This is a genomic window from Saccharopolyspora sp. NPDC050389 (genome assembly GCF_040655595.1).
Classification (GTDB): Bacteria; Actinomycetota; Actinomycetes; order Mycobacteriales; family Pseudonocardiaceae; genus Saccharopolyspora.
In genome coordinates, this window is the sequence record NZ_JBFAKG010000132.1 from 5,759 (window position 1) to 22,210 (window position 16,452).

Annotated in this window: 13 protein-coding genes and 1 tRNA gene; 9 read left to right on the forward strand and 5 right to left on the reverse strand. The window is 71.0% G+C overall.

What is annotated here, in order from left to right:
• Positions 1 to 96: 96 nt before the first annotated feature.
• Both AB0I53_RS45275 and AB0I53_RS45280 read left to right on the forward strand, forming a co-directional pair.
• Positions 97 to 882: a siderophore-interacting protein gene (locus AB0I53_RS45275; RefSeq protein ID WP_358616223.1), complete on the forward strand. Its 786-nt coding sequence runs from the start codon at positions 97 to 99 to the stop codon at positions 880 to 882.
• 82 nt (positions 883 to 964) lie between these two features.
• Entirely contained in the window at positions 965 to 4,075 is a 3,111-nt protein-coding gene (locus AB0I53_RS45280; RefSeq protein WP_358616226.1) for a BTAD domain-containing putative transcriptional regulator, read from the forward strand.
• Here the strand turns inward: AB0I53_RS45280 and AB0I53_RS45285 are convergent.
• Positions 4,059 to 4,955, reverse strand: a complete 897-nt coding sequence (locus AB0I53_RS45285; RefSeq protein WP_358616229.1) for an alpha/beta hydrolase — start codon at positions 4,953 to 4,955, stop codon at positions 4,059 to 4,061. The genes AB0I53_RS45280 and AB0I53_RS45285 overlap by 17 nt on opposite strands.
• A 178-nt stretch (positions 4,956 to 5,133) precedes the next feature.
• Positions 5,134 to 5,604 carry a GatB/YqeY domain-containing protein gene (locus AB0I53_RS45290; RefSeq protein ID WP_358616232.1) on the reverse strand — a complete coding sequence of 157 codons (471 nt, stop codon included), beginning with the start codon at positions 5,602 to 5,604 and terminating at the stop codon, positions 5,134 to 5,136.
• Between the two features lie 83 nt (positions 5,605 to 5,687).
• Between AB0I53_RS45290 and AB0I53_RS45295 the strand changes: the two genes are divergently transcribed.
• From AB0I53_RS45295 to AB0I53_RS45305, 3 genes are all read left to right on the forward strand, one after another.
• The gene (locus AB0I53_RS45295) at positions 5,688 to 6,650 is read left to right on the forward strand and encodes a metallophosphoesterase (protein WP_358616235.1); all 963 of its coding nucleotides are present in this window, start codon (positions 5,688 to 5,690) and stop codon (positions 6,648 to 6,650) included.
• Between the two features lie 51 nt (positions 6,651 to 6,701).
• Positions 6,702 to 6,775, forward strand: a tRNA-Pro gene (locus AB0I53_RS45300).
• 847 nt (positions 6,776 to 7,622) lie between these two features.
• The gene (locus AB0I53_RS45305; RefSeq protein ID WP_358616238.1) at positions 7,623 to 8,954 is read left to right on the forward strand and encodes an SGNH/GDSL hydrolase family protein; all 1,332 of its coding nucleotides are present in this window, start codon (positions 7,623 to 7,625) and stop codon (positions 8,952 to 8,954) included.
• Positions 8,955 to 9,344: 390 nt separating this feature from the next.
• Here AB0I53_RS45305 and AB0I53_RS45310 read toward each other — a convergent pair whose 3' ends face one another.
• Complete coding sequence (locus tag AB0I53_RS45310; RefSeq protein WP_358616240.1) at positions 9,345 to 9,779, reverse strand: hypothetical protein; 435 nt, start codon at positions 9,777 to 9,779, stop codon at positions 9,345 to 9,347.
• Positions 9,780 to 9,923: 144 nt separating this feature from the next.
• Between AB0I53_RS45310 and AB0I53_RS45315 the strand changes: the two genes are divergently transcribed.
• The 3 genes from AB0I53_RS45315 to AB0I53_RS45325 all read left to right on the forward strand — a co-directional run bounded on the left by AB0I53_RS45315 (position 9,924) and on the right by AB0I53_RS45325 (position 13,092).
• Positions 9,924 to 10,580 (forward strand): TetR/AcrR family transcriptional regulator, encoded by a 657-nt coding sequence (locus tag AB0I53_RS45315; RefSeq protein WP_358616243.1) that lies wholly within the window; start codon positions 9,924 to 9,926, stop codon positions 10,578 to 10,580.
• Positions 10,581 to 10,725: 145 nt separating this feature from the next.
• Positions 10,726 to 11,208, forward strand: coding sequence for a DUF1203 domain-containing protein (locus tag AB0I53_RS45320; RefSeq protein ID WP_358616246.1), 483 nt, complete (start codon positions 10,726 to 10,728; stop codon positions 11,206 to 11,208).
• Positions 11,209 to 11,256: 48 nt separating this feature from the next.
• The gene (locus tag AB0I53_RS45325) at positions 11,257 to 13,092 is read left to right on the forward strand and encodes a prolyl oligopeptidase family serine peptidase (RefSeq protein ID WP_358616249.1); all 1,836 of its coding nucleotides are present in this window, start codon (positions 11,257 to 11,259) and stop codon (positions 13,090 to 13,092) included.
• 86 nt (positions 13,093 to 13,178) lie between these two features.
• Here AB0I53_RS45325 and AB0I53_RS45330 read toward each other — a convergent pair whose 3' ends face one another.
• Positions 13,179 to 13,676: a DUF1059 domain-containing protein gene (locus AB0I53_RS45330; protein WP_358616252.1), complete on the reverse strand. Its 498-nt coding sequence runs from the start codon at positions 13,674 to 13,676 to the stop codon at positions 13,179 to 13,181.
• Complete coding sequence (locus tag AB0I53_RS45335) at positions 13,661 to 14,338, reverse strand: class I SAM-dependent methyltransferase (protein ID WP_358616254.1); 678 nt, start codon at positions 14,336 to 14,338, stop codon at positions 13,661 to 13,663. The genes AB0I53_RS45330 and AB0I53_RS45335 overlap by 16 nt, the downstream gene beginning before the upstream one ends.
• A 147-nt stretch (positions 14,339 to 14,485) precedes the next feature.
• Here AB0I53_RS45335 and AB0I53_RS45340 point away from each other — a divergent pair, with 147 nt between their 5' ends.
• Positions 14,486 to 16,336 carry a beta-galactosidase family protein gene (locus tag AB0I53_RS45340; protein ID WP_358616257.1) on the forward strand — a complete coding sequence of 617 codons (1,851 nt, stop codon included), beginning with the start codon at positions 14,486 to 14,488 and terminating at the stop codon, positions 16,334 to 16,336.
• Positions 16,337 to 16,452 lie beyond the last annotated feature (116 nt).

The following is a 16,452-nucleotide window of genomic DNA, read 5'->3' on the forward strand; positions in this document are numbered from 1 at the left end:
GTTTTGGATCGCCATGGCGATCCAAAACGCTCACGAGCCGTAGGCGCACCTGCCATGCGGGTCGAGCCCGGGAGCGGGCTCTTTAGACTCGGGTGCGTGACGAACACGCAGGCGAGCACCAGGCGCGCGCGATCCCGATACCGGTTGCTGGACGTGCGGGCGACCGAGCGCATCACGCCTCGGATGGTGCGCGTCACGCTCGGTGGCTCGGAGCTCTCGGACTTCGTCAGCAACGGCAGCGACCAGCGCATCAAGCTGTGCCTGCCGCAGCCCGGCCAACCGATGCCGCTGGGCCGCACCCGCGCCGAGGTGTTCGCGCTGCCCCGCGAGCAGCAGCCCCGGCAGCGCACCTACACCGTCCGCTGGTTCGACCCGCAGCGGCAGGAGCTGGCGATCGACTTCGTCGTGCACGACCACGACGGGCCGGGCAGCACGTGGGCGACGCAGGTCGCGCCCGGCGAGCAGATCGTCACCGTCGGCCCCAGCCCCGCGTACCGGCCGCAGCCGGACGCCGATCCGCTGGTGCTGGTCGGCGATGAGACGGCGCTGCCGGCCATCGCGGCGATCCTGGAGGAGCTGCCCGCCGAGGCCCGCGTGCAGGTGTTCGCCGAGGTCGCCGACGCCGCGGAGGAGCAGTCGATCGGTTCCGCCGCCGGTGTCACCTGGAACTGGCTGCACCGCGACGGCGTCCCGGCGGACGAGAGCACGCTGCTCGTGGATGCGCTGCGGTCCGCCGAGCTGGGCCCGAATCCGCACGTGTGGATCGGCGCGGAAGCCGACGTGGTCCACCAGCTCCGCGAGCACTGCCAGCGGGAACTCGGCCTGGATCGGCGCCGCCTTTACGCCCTCGCCTACTGGCGCCGCAACGCTGCAGGCGACTGACGCTCGTCCGTACTTCTGGGGTTCGCAGTTTCAATTGAAACTGCGAACCCCGGTGCGGCGGGTGGCTGGCTAGCCTGGTTCGGTGATCGCGGAGTTGACCCTGTTGTCCCGGGTTTCCTTCCGGGGCCGGGAGATCACCGGTCCTCGGCTGCACGGGCTGCTCGCCCTCCTGGCAAGCGATCTCCGCACCGGCTGCAGCACCGCTCGCCTGCTCGACGGACTCTGGCCCGAGGAACAGCCGGAGAATCCGGCCAAGGCGCTGCAGGTCCTGGTGTCCCGCGCCCGCGCGCAGCTGGGCTCCGAGATGATCGCGCGAACCCCGACCGGGTACCGCCTGGCGATCGGTGAGGACCAGGTCGACGCCTCCGCCGTCCGGCTCTGCGCCGCCGCCAGCGCCCGGCACTCCCAATCCGGCGATCACGCCGCGGCCCTCGCGCACGCCGAGGCCGGACTCGCGTTCTGGGACGAATCGCCGAGCGACGAGATGCTCGACGACCCTGTTTCGGCGCTCCGGGCCGAGCGGGCGTCGGTGCACCAGTCGCTGGTGCGCGCCCGCGCTCTTGCACTGTCGCGGCTGGGCCGCCACGCCGAGGCGGTCGAGCCGCTGGCCGAGCTGTTCCGCGCGAGGCCGAGGGATGAGGAGGTCCTGCTGGAGCTGCTGCGCTGCGAGGCTGCGACGGCCGGGCCGCCCGCAGCGCTTTCCAGGTACGAGTCGTACCGGCGGTCGCTGCGCGACGAGCTCGGTTCCGATCCCGGGCCCGCGCTCCAGGAGCTGCACCGGCAGCTGCTGCGCGGGCAGGCTCCCGTCGTCCGGCGCGGCGTGCGGCACGAACCCAATCCGCTGCTGGGTCGCGCCGATGACATCGCCGTGGTGGAGAGCCTGCTGCGCTCGTCCCGAGTCGCCTCGATCGTGGGTCCCGGTGGCCTCGGCAAGACGCGCTTGGCGCACGCGGTGAGCCGCCAGGCGCAGCAGCGCATCGTGCACTTCGTCGCGCTCACCGGCCTCGCCGCCGATGACGACGTCGTCGGCGAGGTCGCGGCGGCGCTCGGTGTCGGGGAACGGGATGGGCTCCTCGGGATCGCCGACGCCCTGGACCGCGGTTCGGCGCTGCTGGTGCTGGACAACTGCGAGCACGTGATCGACGGCGTCGCGGAGCTGGTGGGAGCGCTGGTGGCGATGGCCGGGGACGTGCGGGTGCTCGTCACCAGCCGCGCCCCGCTCGGCCTGTCGTCGGAGTCGGTGCACCTGCTGCCGGAGTTGGACCTCCCGACGACCGTCGAGCTGTTCGAGCAGCGCGCGCGGGCGGCTCGCCCCAGCGTCGAGCTGCCGCGGGATGTCGTGGCCGCCTTGTGCCGCCGTCTCGACGGGCTTCCGCTCGCTGTGGAGCTGGCCGCAGCGCGGGTCCGGGCCATGTCGGTCGCCGAGATCGCCCGCCGCCTCGACGACCGCTTCGGCCTGCTGCGCGGCGGGGCGCGGGATGCTCCGCGCCGGCACCGAACGCTGCAAGCCGTGGTCGACTGGAGCTGGAGCCTCCTCGAACCTGCTGGGCAGGCTGCCATGCGCGCGTTGTCGGTGTTCCCCGGCGGATTCACCGCCGACGCCGCGCGGGCGCTGCTCGGCGAGCCCGACGTCCTGGAGGAACTGGTCGACCAGTCGCTGCTCAAGGTCACCGACACCGCTTCGGGCGCGCGCTTCCGGATGTTGGAGACGGTGCGCGAGTTCAGCGCAGCCCGGCGAGATGCGGCCGGCGAAACCGACCTCGTACTAGTCGATTTCCTCGCGTGGGCGCGCAATTTCAGTGCGTCGCAACATGATTCGCTGTTCGGTTCAGATCCGGTGCCGGTTGCCGAGCGGATCCGGGCGGAACGGGACAACCTGCTGCACGCCTTGCGCCACGCTGTTGATCGGGTGGACGGGCGCACGGTCTCGGCGACCGCCGCCGTGCTCGCGGGGCTGTGGACCGTCGAATCCAACTACCCGCGGCTCGCCGCGCTGGCTGCGGAAACGGCCCGGGTGCTGTCGCACTTCGAACCGGAACCCGCGCTCGTCGAGGCCACTCGGACCACGACAGCTCTTTGCACCGCAAGCACATTCGTCATCGACGGGCCTCGCGCGACCCGCTCGCTGGTGACGCTGCGCCGACTGCCGGCGGCGCCGCCGGACACCCCGATCCGGGCCCTCGCGGCGGTGTTGACCTCGGATGGCCCAGCGCTGCGCGGGTTGTGCGACAGCGACGAGCCGCTGCTGGCCGGAATGGCCAACGGCATCGCCACCTTCCGCTACGAGAACGAGAACGATCCGCACGGCGCGCTGGCCGCGGCCAACCGGATGATCACCGCGATCGACGGCGGCAGCCACCCGTGGCTGCGGGCGCTCGCCCACGGCCGGGTCGGATCGCTTGCCATGCAGGTCGAACGGGGCGAGCAGGCGCGGCACCACCTGCGGGCCGCGCTGGGCGCGCTGAAGGAGCTCGGGGCGTGGTCCGACGTGACCCAGCTGCGCTGGGCGATGGTTCTGGCCAACCTGCAGCTCGGCGACGTCGACGAGGCCGAGCAGTGGCTGGCGCTGACCGAGCAGAACCGGGCCGACGACACCGTCGCCGAGCTGGTGCCGGACCTGGCCGGACGGGCGGAGATCTCGCTGGCCCGCGGCGACGTCGACGCTGGCCTGCGCCTGTGGCGGCGGGCCGCCGACCGGCTCCGGACAGCGGAGAGCCAGGTCTTCCGCGACGACCCGCGCGGCCTGCGGCCGTGGACCGTGGAGACCCGGGCCGTCGCGGTGATCGCCCACGCCCAGCACGGGCGGCTCGACCTCGTCGCGGACATCGCCGGGGAACTGCCGCGCACCCTGACCGCGATGCTGGCCGAGCCCCTCGCCAGGACGTCGCCGCACCTGGAGGACTTCCCGATCTGCGGCACGCTCCTGCTGGCCTTGGCCTGGGTGGACGTCACCGGCGATGCGCGGGCGGCCGAGTCCGGGGCTCGGCTGATCGCCCTGGCCGAGCGGTTCCGCTTCCTGCGGGGCTACCAGCCCACCATGTCGGCCGCCGGCGTCCGCCGGGCGGTCGAGCTCGCCGGCGAGCCGGCATACGCCGAGGCGGTGTCCGCGTATGCCGGCCTGAGCCGCGACGACCTGCGCGCCGCAGCGCTGGCTGCGCTGCGACAACGCGATCGGCTCAGCGCAACCGGCTGAGCAGATCCCGCACCGCTTCGAGCACGGCGTCCGGGCGATCGGTGTGGAGCGTGCTGTGACCGGCGCCTTCGAGCACGCGGTGCTCGCCGCGCGTGACCGAGTCGACGAACGCCTGGAAGAGCTTCTGCTTGCTCTCGTTCAGCTCGCGCAGCTCCTCGTCGGACATGAACAGCGCCTGGCCGGGGTCGATCCCCACGCCGGTGAGCGCGATCAGCGGCACGTCCGGCCCGCCTCCCCCGGCCCGGATCTCCGCGGCGAGCTCGGGCACGTTGCTCCGCTGGTGGTTGTTGGAGTGCAGCCACTCGACGGAGAGGTGGCGTTCGACGAGCAGTTCGCGGAGCTCGTCCGGCCACGTGGCGAACATCTGCGAAAAGTAGGCGCGGAACTGCTGGAGCTGCTCCTCGTCGAGGTCGGGCAGCGGCTGGGTCGAATTCACCAGGCGCATCGACTCCGGCATGTGGACGTCCCAGTCCTCGTGCAGGCCCTCCAGCCAGAGCAGGCCCGCCACCTCGTCGGGGAACAGCTGCGAGAAGCGGCGGGCGTGGGTCCCGCCGAGCGAATGCGCGGCGAGCACGTAAGGCCCGGGGACCTCGGCGGCGCGCAGCAGATCCCGCAGCTCGGTGGCGGTTTCGGCGGCAGTGCGCGGGAGCGGGAGCGGGTCGCTCCAGCCGGTTCCGCCGCGGTCGTAGATCACGCTGGTGGTGAGCTCGGCGACCCGCTGGTGGAGGTTCAGGTAGTCCAGGCCGACGGCGCCTGCACCGGGCAGGAACACCACCGCCGGGCCGCCGGTGCCCGAGCGGTGCAGGAACAGCCGCCGCCCGTCGACCTCGTACCGGCGACCCAGCGGTGGCGCGGCGCCCTCGTTCGGTTCGTGCTGCATCGTGACTCCTCTTCGCGTGGAACGGACCGAAGTCCATGACCACGCCGAGGATGCGGACACGGGTTTCACCGCGGTGTCACGACGGTTTCAGCAGGCACGGGGCCGTGAGCGCTTTGGGGCGCTATGGCACCCCGAAACACTCACGGCCCCGTGACCAGCGAAAACATGACCTCGGGAGTCAGCCGGCCAGCTGGGCCTTGACCAGGGCCGCGACCTTGCCGCCTTCGGCTCGGCCCGCCGCCTTGGCGTTGACCGCCTTCATGACCTGGCCCATCTGCTTCATCCCCGGCCGCTCGCCGAGCTCGCCCTCGACCTCCGCGATCGCGTCCCGCACGAGCTGCGCCAGCTCGTCGTCGCCGAGCGGCTGCGGCAGGTAGCGCCGCAGGATCTCGGCCTCGCCGACCTCGGCGTCGGCCTGCTCCCCGCGCCCGGCGCCGCGGAACGCCTCGGCGGCCTCGTCGCGCTTCTTCGCCTCCTTGTTCAGCACGCGCTGTACCTCTTCGTCGGTGAGCTCGCGCGCTTGCTTGCCCGCGACCTCCTCCTTGCCGACGGCGGCCAGCGCCATCCGCAGGACCCCGGTGATGACGGTGTCGCGTTGCTTCATCGCGGCGGAGAGGTCCGCCCGCAGCTTGTCCTTGAGCTCGGCCATGTGGCGATTATCCCGCCGCGGGCCCGGCCGCCCGGCGTCAGGCCGTCAGCCGCCCGGGTCGGTGTCGTCGTAGGGTTGGTGGGGTGAACAAGTTCGGGCGGATTCTGCTCAGCACGGGCGCTCTCGGCGCCGCCGCGGTCACCTACTCGGCCGCGATCGAACGGCGCCACTGGACGCTCCGGCAGGCGACGCTGCCGGTGCTCGCCGAGGACGCGGCACCGCTTCGCGTGCTGCACATCTCCGACCTGCACATGACCCCGAACCAGCGGTCCAAGCAGCGGTGGGTGGCCGAGCTCGCCGAGCTGGACCCGGACCTGGTGGTCAACACCGGCGACAACCTTGCGCACCCGCAGGCGGTGCCCGCAGCACTGCGCGCGATGGGCCCGCTGCTGGACAAGCCCGGCGTGTTCGTCTTCGGCAGCAACGACTACTACGGGCCGACCAAGAAGAACCCGGCCCGTTACCTGGTGCCGTCGCGGAAGGCGAAGCGGCTCCACGGGGAACCGCTGCCGTGGCGCGATCTGCGGGCGGCGATGACCGAGCGCGGCTGGCTGGATGCGACGCACCGGCAGCACGAGATCGAGGTCGCCGGGATGCGGATCCACCTGGCCGGGCTCGACGACCCGCACCTGCACCTGGACCGCTACGACCTGATCGCCGGCCCGGCGCCGTCCGACGCCCACCTGCGCCTGGGCGTGACGCACTCCCCCGAGCCGCGGGTGCTGGACTCGTTCGCCGAGGACGGCTACGACCTGGTGCTGGCCGGTCACACCCACGGCGGGCAGCTGCGGCTGCCCGGCTACGGGGCGCTGGTGACCAACTGCGAGCTGGACCGGTCGCGGGCGCGCGGCGCGTCCACCTGGGGCGAGCACATGCACCTGCACGTGTCGGCCGGGCTGGGCACCTCGCCGTACGCGCCGGTGCGTTTCGCGTGCCCACCGGAGGCGACCTTGCTAACCTTGCTGCCCCGGCTCCAAAAACCGGCTTCCACCAGCGAAAACTCCATTAGGAGGACCCCGTTCGGAACGGGTGGGAGCATCCGCTAGACTATGATCCAGCGGTTGAACGAGCACCCGAGATGTTCACCGCTGAAAGATCGGGGTGTGGCGCAGCTTGGGAGCGCGCTTCGTTCGGGTCGAAGAGGTCGTGGGTTCAAATCCCGCCACCCCGACAGGCGAAAGGGCCTGGTCGGAGCTTCGCGAGAAGTTCCGACCAGGCCCTTTCTTCGTAGTCGAAAGCCCCTTGCGGGAGAAGATCTTGGGATCATCTCCCTTCGTCGCTTCCCGCCCGCGCCTGCAAGAGCTCGTCCAGCGCGGCCACTGGTGCCCCTGGCGACATGGCCAAACGAGCGTCTAATGCCGCTTCCCAGCACCGCGTCAGGTTCTCGGCGAGTCGGGCCGCATCCCCGCCGTCACGTGTGTGTAGCGCCGTTGGACTGAACCGGCTGTGTGCCCGATGCGCTCGTCGGCCAAGACCGGGGGGCGTACCCGGCTCCTCCATCAGCGTCTTGTAGGAGTGACGAACTCCGTGCGGGGTCAGCCCTGACGCAATCGGCACCCAGCAGGCGTCAGCCCTCCCGCGAGCGCCTCGCCCGCGTGCGGGCACACCTGGCCACGGCTCGCCCAGCACTGGGACCGGCCGCGCAGGCTGCGGGCTTTTCTTCGGAGACCACCCCGTGGCCGCCGGCTGGAACAACCAGGTAGCGAACCCGGTACGCCTCCAGCGCGCCGCGGGTGCCGGCACTCCAGCCCCACCGAGCTGGCCGACTTCACCGAACACGACACAGGTCGAGCTCAGCGAGGTGGCAGCCGATTCGTGCAGGGTTCGTCTCGACTGGTCGGCGCTGATCGCCATGGCCCGCTGGGGTAGGGCCAGATATACCCGGGGTTCGGGTAGTAGCCGTAATGACCTGTGGCCGGTGGCGCGGTGAGATCGGTGGGACTGCACGCCGCCCTGCCGACAGGGCGCAGATTCGGAGGAAATTCCCCATGCCCACCCCGAAAACACCCCGGCGACGGATGAGAACTGCCACCGCACTCGCCGGTGCGGTACTCGCCGGGAGCTCACTGCTCGGTGCCGTCGGCTGCGCGTCGCCGTGGGCTACCGAACCAACCGCGGAGACGGGCGGAACCGGTTCGGAGTGGGCGGTGGCGTGGGCGGCCGCGGCCCAATGGCCAGTAGCCGGCGACGACGACCTCGGGCCGAACTGGTCGCAGCAGGGCTTCGCCGACCAGACGCTTCGCCAGGTGGTCCGGGTCAGCACCGGTGGCTCCCAGGTCAGGATCAGGGTGTCCAACGTCTACGGCAGTTCGCCGCTGCGGGTGGCCGGTGCGGCGGTCGGCCTGCCGGGCGCGGCCGATCCCTCCCGGCCCGGCCTGGCCAACGGCGGAAACGCCCAGGTGTGGCCCGGCACGATGCGGACGCTGACGTTCGCCGGCGCTCCGGACGTGGCGATCCCGGCTGGGCAGGAACTGGTCAGCGATCCGGTTCCACTGCCGACCGAGCCGCTGGAGAAGTTGTCGGTGACGCTGCGATTCACCGATCCCACCGGTCCGGCGACCTTCCACCGGCTGGGGCTCGCCACGTCCTACCGGGCGCCCGGGGACCACCTGGCGGACAGCGACGGCAGTGCCTACACCGAGTCCACCGAGTCCTCCTACTACCTCGCCGCTGTGGAAGTCTCCGACCTCGCTTTGCCGGAGCGGAACACGGTGGTGGCCTTCGGCGACTCTGCCACCGACGGGGCCGGCTCGACCTCCGGTGCCACCAGCAGGTACCCCGACGTCCTGGCCGAGCGGCTAGCCGCAGCGCACCGCCCGGTCGCCGTGGCCAACGCCGGGATCGCCGGTAACCGGCTGCTGTCCGACTCGCCTTGCTACGGGCAGGCCGGTCGTACTCGGTTCCAGCGGGACGTGCTGTCCCGGCCGGGCGTTCGCACGGTGATCATCGAGTTGGGCGGCAACGATCTGCTGGGCGGCTATCTCGACAGCCCCGAGCAGTGCTTCCCCCCGGATGGCGAGGTGACCGCACAGCGCCTGATCGAGGGTTACCGGGAGCTCGCCCGGGCCGCACGTGATCACGGCATCAAGCCGGTCGGCGCAACCATCATCCCGTTGCGCGGCTTGCAGTTCCCCTACGATCAGGACGCGGCCGAGCAGGTGCGCGTCGATGTCAACGAGTGGATTCGGACCAGCGGCGAGTTCGATTCGGTCATCGACTTCGACCGGGTGATGGCCGACCCCGCCCAACCTGGGCTGCCCCGGCCCGGCTACGTCTACGACGACAGCCTGCACCCGAACGACACCGGCTACCACGCGATCGCGAACAGCATCGATCTCGACCAACTCTGAACCGGTGGCAGGTCGCTGCGACATCCCTCGGGTTCCACTCCGAGAGATGCCGCAGCGTGGAAACTACTTCCTGATGCCACATGGTCCGGGGTCATCCGGAACGTCAATATCTGGGCATGTGTCCCGCTGAACGGAACATCCCGATTCCGGTGTTGCCAGAGTTGCCGCCGTGCTCGGTGCGGTCGACGGCACCGAGCCATACATTGCCCTCGCTTCGTCGTTGTCGCCGTTGAGGTGCGGTTCAAGCAGGTCGGCGGCGTCAAGTGCGAGCTGGTAGGCGTCTTCTTCGCGGGCCGTTCGGGTCGAAGAGATCGTGGGTTCAAATCCCGCCACCCCGACGCAGAAGGGCCTTGGCCGGAGTTTCCGGCCAAGGCCCTTTTTCGTTCCCGCCTACGGAGACGGCCAGGCGGAGCGTCCGGCGAGGATGGCGTGGGCGGCTTCCCGGACGGCGGTCCGGTCGAAGCGCTCGGTCCGCCACATCGTCGATCGCATGGCGCCGCGGTGGCGATAGGAACGCATGATCCGCAGGTGATCGCGGCGCCCCACGAAACGCCGCAGAGCCTCCTCGTCGCGCCACACCGAGACCGCACCCGAGCGCGGGCGCATGAGGCCGGGCGCCGTCCACAACCACATCCCGACCACGCCGTCCAGATCCGGCCAGGCCCGGCGCAGGGCGAGGCCCGCGACGCACACGCCGATCATGGTCCACGGCCGGTGCGACGTGAACTCGGTGATGCTCACGACGGCAGTACCGCCCGGATCGTCGCCGGCCCCGTGGCGCCCCGCAGGTCCGGGCTGCCACGAGTTGAACCAAATGCCGACCATGAAGATCTCCTCAGAAGACGTGGGCCGCACCTTTTCCAAACAAACAGCACGGTCGTTCGTGCTTATTTGATACAGCATTGAACGCACGGTCGTCCACCCATTTCAATAGACTCGGACGCGCCATCGACCGATCGGAGAGACCAGGTGGGCACCGACGTGGCAGCACCGCACAGCGACCTGCGAGTCGAGCGCGGGAACCGGACCCGCCAGCTGATCCTCCGCCGCGCTGTGGACGTGGCATCCGTCGAGGGGCTCGACGGACTGTCCCTGGGGCGGCTTGCGGGCGAGCTCAAGCTCAGCAAGAGCGGCGTGTTCGCCCTGTTCGGCTCCAAGGAGGACCTGCAGCTCGCCGTCGTCCACGCCGCCACCAAGATCTTCGCCGAGCATGTGATCGAGCCGGTTCGCGACCTTCCACCGGGGCTCGGCCGCCTGTGGCACGTGTGCACCGACTGGCTCACCTACTCCCGGGAGCGGGTCTTCCCGGGCGGCTGCTTCTTCTATTCGGTCTCGGCCGAATTCGACGCACGCGAGGGCAAGGTCCACGACGCCCTCGCAGAAGCCCGCGCCAACTGGTTCGCCTTCCTCGACCAGACCGCGCGGGACGCGCAGCAGGCGGGCGAGATGGCGGCGGACACCGACGTTCCGCAACTGGTCTTCGAGCTCGCCGCGTTCCTGGAGATGGCCAACGCCGAGTCCGTCCTGCACGACGAGATCACCTGCTACGACAAGGCGACCAAGGCCATCCTGAACCGCCTGCGCGGCGTGGCCACCGACCCGTCCGCACTGCCGGGCACGCCGTGACGACTCCGGGCTGACGCACCATCCGGCGAACAACTCCTCCAGACCGCGTGGCGCAGCCGCGCCGAGGTGCTCACCGGGCGGCTTTCCTGAGTGAGGCGGCCGTTTCCCGCCAGATTCCGTCGCGGAGCGCGACGACGATCGAGGTATGACCTTCCGCGTGTTGCCCATCGAACCTGACGTGCTCGACGAACTCCGCAAGCTCGATGACGCCGGGCGCGAAGTCTCCGTCCGCATCGAGGACGCGAAGGACGGCGCTCCGCTGCGCTGCTGCCTGCGGCGCGCCCAGCCCGGCGAGCGGATCGCGCTCGTCTCCTACGCCCCGCTGCGGCGCTGGGCGCGGGAGGCCGGGGCCAATCCGGGCGCCTACGACGAGGTCGGGCCCGTGTTCATCCACGCCGACTCCTGCGACGGCCCGGCTTCGCCGGAGTGGCCCGAGGAACTGCGCGGCAGCCGACGCGTGCTGCGCGCCTACTCCAAGGACGGCCACATCCTCGGCGGCTGCCTGCTCGACCGGAACACCGAGCTTTCCGAGCGCACCGCCGAGGACCTCCTGCTGGACCCGGAGATCGCGCTGTTGCACGTGCGGGCGGTGGAGTTCGGCTGCTTCTTCTTCGAGGTTCGCCGCTGAGTGCCTGTCGGCTCCGCCGGTAGCGGCGACATCGGGCAGTATCGGGGCGTGAGCACCTACCCCGAGGCGAAGATCCCAGAGAAGCTGTTCGACGATCCGGAGCGGGAGGCCCGCTGGCGGGCCCGGTTCAGCGCACCCCGCGTGTCGCTACCCGACTGGGCGCGGGACGCCCCGCAACGCAGCCTGTACGTGTCGAACTTCAGCGGCACCTGGGAGATCTACACCTGGGACCGCGACGCGGACAAGCATCGCCAGGTCACCGACCGTCCACAGGGGACGTTCCACGGCACGTTGTCCGCCGACGGCGAGCAGATCTGGTGGTTCGACGACACCGACGGCGACGAGTTCGGCAGCTGGGTGGTCGAGCCCTTCGCCACCGGCGAGTCCCGGCCGGCGCTGCCGGGCACGCATGCCGGGTATCCGGCGGGCCTGGAGCTCGGGGCGTCGGTGATCGGCATGGGGATGTCCACCGACGACGGCGTGACGGTCTGGGTGGCGCGCGACGGCGGCCGGCCGGAGGTGCTCTACGAGCACGAGCAGGACGGCGGGCTGTCCGCGATGTCCTGGGACGAGTCGATGGTGGTGATCTCGCACTCCGAGCACGGCGACAGCCGGCACCCGGCGCTGCGGGTGCTGCGCGTCGACGGCTCCGAGGTCGCCGAGAAGTGGGACGGCCCGGGCAAGGGCCTGGACGCGCTGGCGTTCGCGCCGGTCACCGGCGACCCGCGGCTGCTGGTGCTGCACGAGCGGCGCGGCAAGGAGGAGCTGCTGGTCTGGGACGTCGTCGCGAACACCGAGACGGAGATCAAGCTCGACCTGCCCGGCGAGGTCTCCGCCGACTGGTACCCGGACGGCAAGGCGCTGCTGATCGCGCACACCCACCACGCGCGGACCACGATGCACCGCTACGACCTCGCCGCGGACAGCCTCACCGAGCTGCCGACCCAGCCGGGCACGGTGGCGGGCGCGTCGGTGCGCCCGGACCACTCGGTGGAGTACGTGTGGTCGTCGGCGGCGACACCGTCGCTGGTGCGCACGGTTTCGCGGGACGGCGAGGACCGGGTGCTGCTGACGCCGCCCGGTGACCGCCCGCCGGGTTCGGAAGCCGTCACCGACGTCTTCGTGGAGGTGCCGTACGGGCCGAACGAGACGGTGCACGCGCTGGTGGCGCGCCCGGCCGACGCCGGCGACGGGCCGCTGCCGACGGTGTTCAGCCTGCACGGCGGCCCGCACGCGGCCGACGAGGACCGGTTCTCCGCCTACCGGGCGGCCTGGCTGGACGCCGGGTTCGCGGTGGTGGAGATCAACTACCGGGGCTCGACCGGATACGGCTCGACGTGGCGCGACGCCATCGAGGGCCGCCCGGGCCTGACCGAGCTGGCCGACGTCGCGCGGGTGCACGACTGGGCGATCGACGCGGGCCTGACCACGCCGGCGCTGAGCGTCGTCGCGGGCGCGTCGTGGGGCGGCTACCTGACGCTGCTGGCGCTGGGCACGCAGCCGGAGCGGTGGGCAGGCGGGGTCGCCGGGGTGCCGGTGGCCGACTACGTCTCGGCGTACGCCGACGAGATGGAGCCGCTGCGGGCGTACGACCGGGCGCTGTTCGGCGGCTCGCCGGAGGACGTCCCGGAGATCTACGAGAAGGCTTCGCCGATCACCTACGTGGACGAGGTGCGGGCGCCGGTGCTGGTGCTGGCCGGCGACAACGATCCGCGCTGCCCGATCCAGCAGATCCTGAACTACCTGGACCGGTTGGGGCGGCGGGAGATCCCGTTCGAGTTCTACCGCTACGACGCCGGACACGGTTCGTTGGTGGTGTCGGAGACGCTGCGCCAGGTCGCGGCGGAGATCCATTTCGCCCGCCGCGCCGTCGGTCAGGGCTGACGTCTCCGCAGGTCACCGCCCGTGAGTACTTTGGGTTGCTATAGCGACCCAAAGTACTCACGGCCCGTGGCCAGCGGAAACGTGCCCTACAACCTTTCGGCTCGGACCACGTCGAGGTTGTGGAAGGTCGGTGCTTCTTCGCAGAGGTCGCGCATCTTGCGGGACAGGGCATCCGTTTCCGGTAGGCGGGAGTTCCGCATCGCTTCGTCGTAGGACGGGAATTCGACGAGTTCGTAGTAGCTGCCCGGGTGTTCGTGGTCTTGGGTGAGCACCGCGCGTGTTGCGGTGCGCTTGCCTCCGGTCGCTTCCTCCCATTCGTCCAGCAGCTCGTCGAGCTGGTCCCGCTTGCCGGTCTTGAACTCGATGAGCTGCACGAAGTTCATGCCGTTCGGCTCGCCGGCCGGCGTCTCGTCCTCCAGCAGCTCCCGGATCTGGTCGCGCAGCTCCGGGGTGTCCTCGTGCCGGTGCACCGACACCGCGTGCTCGGTGGCGGCCCGCAGCACCTCTTCTTCCTCGCCGCTGATGGTGAGTGAGCAGTTGCTCTCGCTCGGGTATTTGCGGCAGTCCGCTATCTTCCTGGCCATAACGGGTCTCCTGGTTTGCGAATCGGATTGCGCAGCCACGCGAGTTCGCGCTCGTACTGCGGCTCCGGGTGGGTGGCGATGCCCTGCACCAGCGGCGCGCGCACGTGCGCGGACGGCCAGAACCAGTCGGCGCGGCGCACCACCAGCCCGGCCCGGTACAGGCGCGCCAGCACCTCGACGTTGAGGCGGCAGCGCCGGCAGCCGTGCAGCATCTCCTGCGCCCGGTCCTGCGCCTGCCCGACGACGCCGGGCGCCCGGGTGTGTTCGAGGAACAGCAGTTGGCCGACCGGCCGCAGCACCCGGCCGATCTCGCTCAGCGCCGACTGCGGTTGCTCCGTGCTGCACAACGAGAATCGGCAGACCACCACGTCGAAGGCGGCATCCGGGAACGGCAGGCTCGCCGGATCGCCGTCGACGAACTCGGGGTCCAGGTCGGGGCGTTCGCCGCGCAGTTCCGGTTTGGCGCCGAGCATCGCGAGGTAGCAGATGTGGCGGTAGACCAACAGGTCTTCGAGGAGGAACGCGCCGATGTCCAGCACCCGCCCGGCGGCCCGCTTCCCGGCCAGCACCCGGAACCGCTCGATCATCTCGATCGGCGGTGCCACCCCGGCACGCTTGTAGTGGCACACGGTGGCGGAGCGGACGGCATCGTCCGACGTCATGCCCGCAGCATGAGCACTCCCGGCCACCGATCGCCAGAGGCTTCCGGCCCGAGGCCGCTGGTCCGATCCGGTTGCGACCCTGGCCGATCGGTGCTCGAAGTCGCAAGAATCTAGGTCGTTTCGCGCAACATCGAAAAGGGAGCGGCGATGGGAAGCGTCAACCGGCGGGGATTCCTCGGCTCGCTCGCGCTCGGCGGCCTCGCCATCGGCATGGTGGGCACCAACCGGGTCGTCGCGCAGGCCCAGCAGCGGTCCGGGCTGACCGTGCGCGGCGACGAGTTCCTGCTCGACGGCAAGCCGTTCCGGATCGTGGCCGGCGAGATGCACTACTTCCGCACCCATCCCGACCACTGGCGCGACCGGCTGGCCAGGATGCGCGCGCTCGGACTCAACACCGTCGACACCTACGTGGCCTGGAACTTCCACGAGCCCCGGCGCGGCGCGATCGACTTCACCGGCTGGCGCGACATCGTCCGGTTCGTCGAGACCGCCGCCGAGGTGGGGCTCGAGGTCGTCGTCCGGCCCGGCCCGTACATCTGCGCGGAGTGGGACTTCGGCGGGCTGCCCGCCTGGCTGCTGGCCGATCCGGATCTGCCGCTGCGCTGCGACGAACCGGCCTACCGCGACCTGGTCGACGAGTGGTTCGGCGAGCTGCTGCCGCGACTGGCGCCGCTGCAGGCGACCCGCGGCGGCCCGGTGATCGCGTTCCAGGTGGAGAACGAGTACGGCAGCTACGGCAACGACCAGGCGCACCTGGACCACCTGCGGAACACCATGCGCGGCAACGGGATCGACAGCCTGCTGTTCTGCTCGAACGGGCCGTCGGAGTGGATGCTGCGCGGCGGGAACCTGCCGGATGTGCTCGCGACGGTGAACTTCAGCGGCGATCCCGCGGAGCCGTTCGCCGCGCTGCGGCGGTACCAGCCGGAGGGGCCGTTGTGGTGCACGGAGTTCTGGGACGGCTGGTTCGACCACTGGGGCGAGCCGCACCACACCACCGATCCGGTCGAGACGGCCGCGGACGTCGAGAAGATGCTGGCCGCCAAGGCATCGGTGTCGCTCTACATGGCGGTGGGCGGCACGAACTTCGGCTGGTGGGCGGGCGCGAACTTCGACGATTCGAAGGCCGCGTACCAGCCAACGATCACCAGCTACGACTACGACGCGCCGATCGGCGAGGCCGGCGAGCTCACCGCGAAGTTCCACCGGATCCGCGAGGTCATCGCCCGCCACGAGCCGGTTCCGGACGACCCGCTGCCGCCGCTGCCGCCGCGGCTCCCGGCGCAGCGCGTGCAACCGGACGCGACTGCCGGGCTGCTGGAGTCGCTCGACGCGCTCAGCGAACCGATCCACCGGTCCGCCCCTGTGCACATGGAGGCGCTGGGCCAGCCGCACGGGCTGATCCACTACCGGACCCGCGTGCAGGGCCCGCGCGAGACGGCCGGGCTCCGGGTGCGCGGGCTGGCCGACCGGGCGCTGGTCTTCGCCGATGGCGAGCCACTCGGCACTCTCGACCGCAACGATCCGCAGGGCTCGGTGGAGGTGCCGGTGCCGCGCGAGTCGGTGCGGCTGGACCTGCTCGTCGACGCCGGGGGCCGGATCAACTTCGGCCAGCGCCTCAACGATCCCAAGGGCATCACCGACCGCGTCCTGCACGGCTCGCAGGCCCTGTTCGGCTGGGAGATCCGGCCGCTGCCGCTGGACGACCTGTCCGGCCTGCGGTTCCGGCCCGGCGCCGCCCCGCCCGGCCCCGCCTTCCACCGCGCGACGCTGCGGATCGGCGAACCCGCCGACGGCTTCCTGGCGCTGCCCGGCTGGGAGAAGGGCATGGTGTGGCTGAACGGCTTCCTGCTCGGCCGCTACTGGTCGATCGGCCCGCAACGCACGCTCTACGCCCCGAGTCCACTATGGAGGGCCGGGGTGAACGAGATCGTCGTGCTGGAGCTCCACCAGCCCGGCGGCTCGATCGAACTCCGCGCGGAGCCCGACCTGGGCTGACCGACGGTTGTTGCCGGGGCCGGGGGGGGTTTTTGGTGTGGTTTGGTGCGCGAAAAAAGAACGGCCCCCAGGGAGGGCCGGCCCGCGCGCCGGCGGGGCGGGGGGGGGTGGGGGTG

Excerpts from the sequence above, each read along its gene's own strand:
- AB0I53_RS45285 (WP_358616229.1), bottom strand. The coding sequence starts at position 4,955 with ATGCAGCACGAACCGAACGAGGGCGCCGCGCCACCGCTGGGTCGCCGG.
- AB0I53_RS45290 (WP_358616232.1), bottom strand. The coding sequence starts at position 5,604 with ATGGCCGAGCTCAAGGACAAGCTGCGGGCGGACCTCTCCGCCGCGATG.
- AB0I53_RS45305 (WP_358616238.1), top strand. The coding sequence starts at position 7,623 with ATGAGAACTGCCACCGCACTCGCCGGTGCGGTACTCGCCGGGAGCTCA.
- AB0I53_RS45310 (WP_358616240.1), bottom strand. The coding sequence starts at position 9,779 with ATGGTCGGCATTTGGTTCAACTCGTGGCAGCCCGGACCTGCGGGGCGC.
- AB0I53_RS45320 (WP_358616246.1), top strand. The coding sequence starts at position 10,726 with ATGACCTTCCGCGTGTTGCCCATCGAACCTGACGTGCTCGACGAACTC.
- AB0I53_RS45330 (WP_358616252.1), bottom strand. The coding sequence starts at position 13,676 with ATGGCCAGGAAGATAGCGGACTGCCGCAAATACCCGAGCGAGAGCAAC.
- AB0I53_RS45335 (WP_358616254.1), bottom strand. The coding sequence starts at position 14,338 with ATGACGTCGGACGATGCCGTCCGCTCCGCCACCGTGTGCCACTACAAG.
- AB0I53_RS45340 (WP_358616257.1), top strand. The coding sequence starts at position 14,486 with ATGGGAAGCGTCAACCGGCGGGGATTCCTCGGCTCGCTCGCGCTCGGC.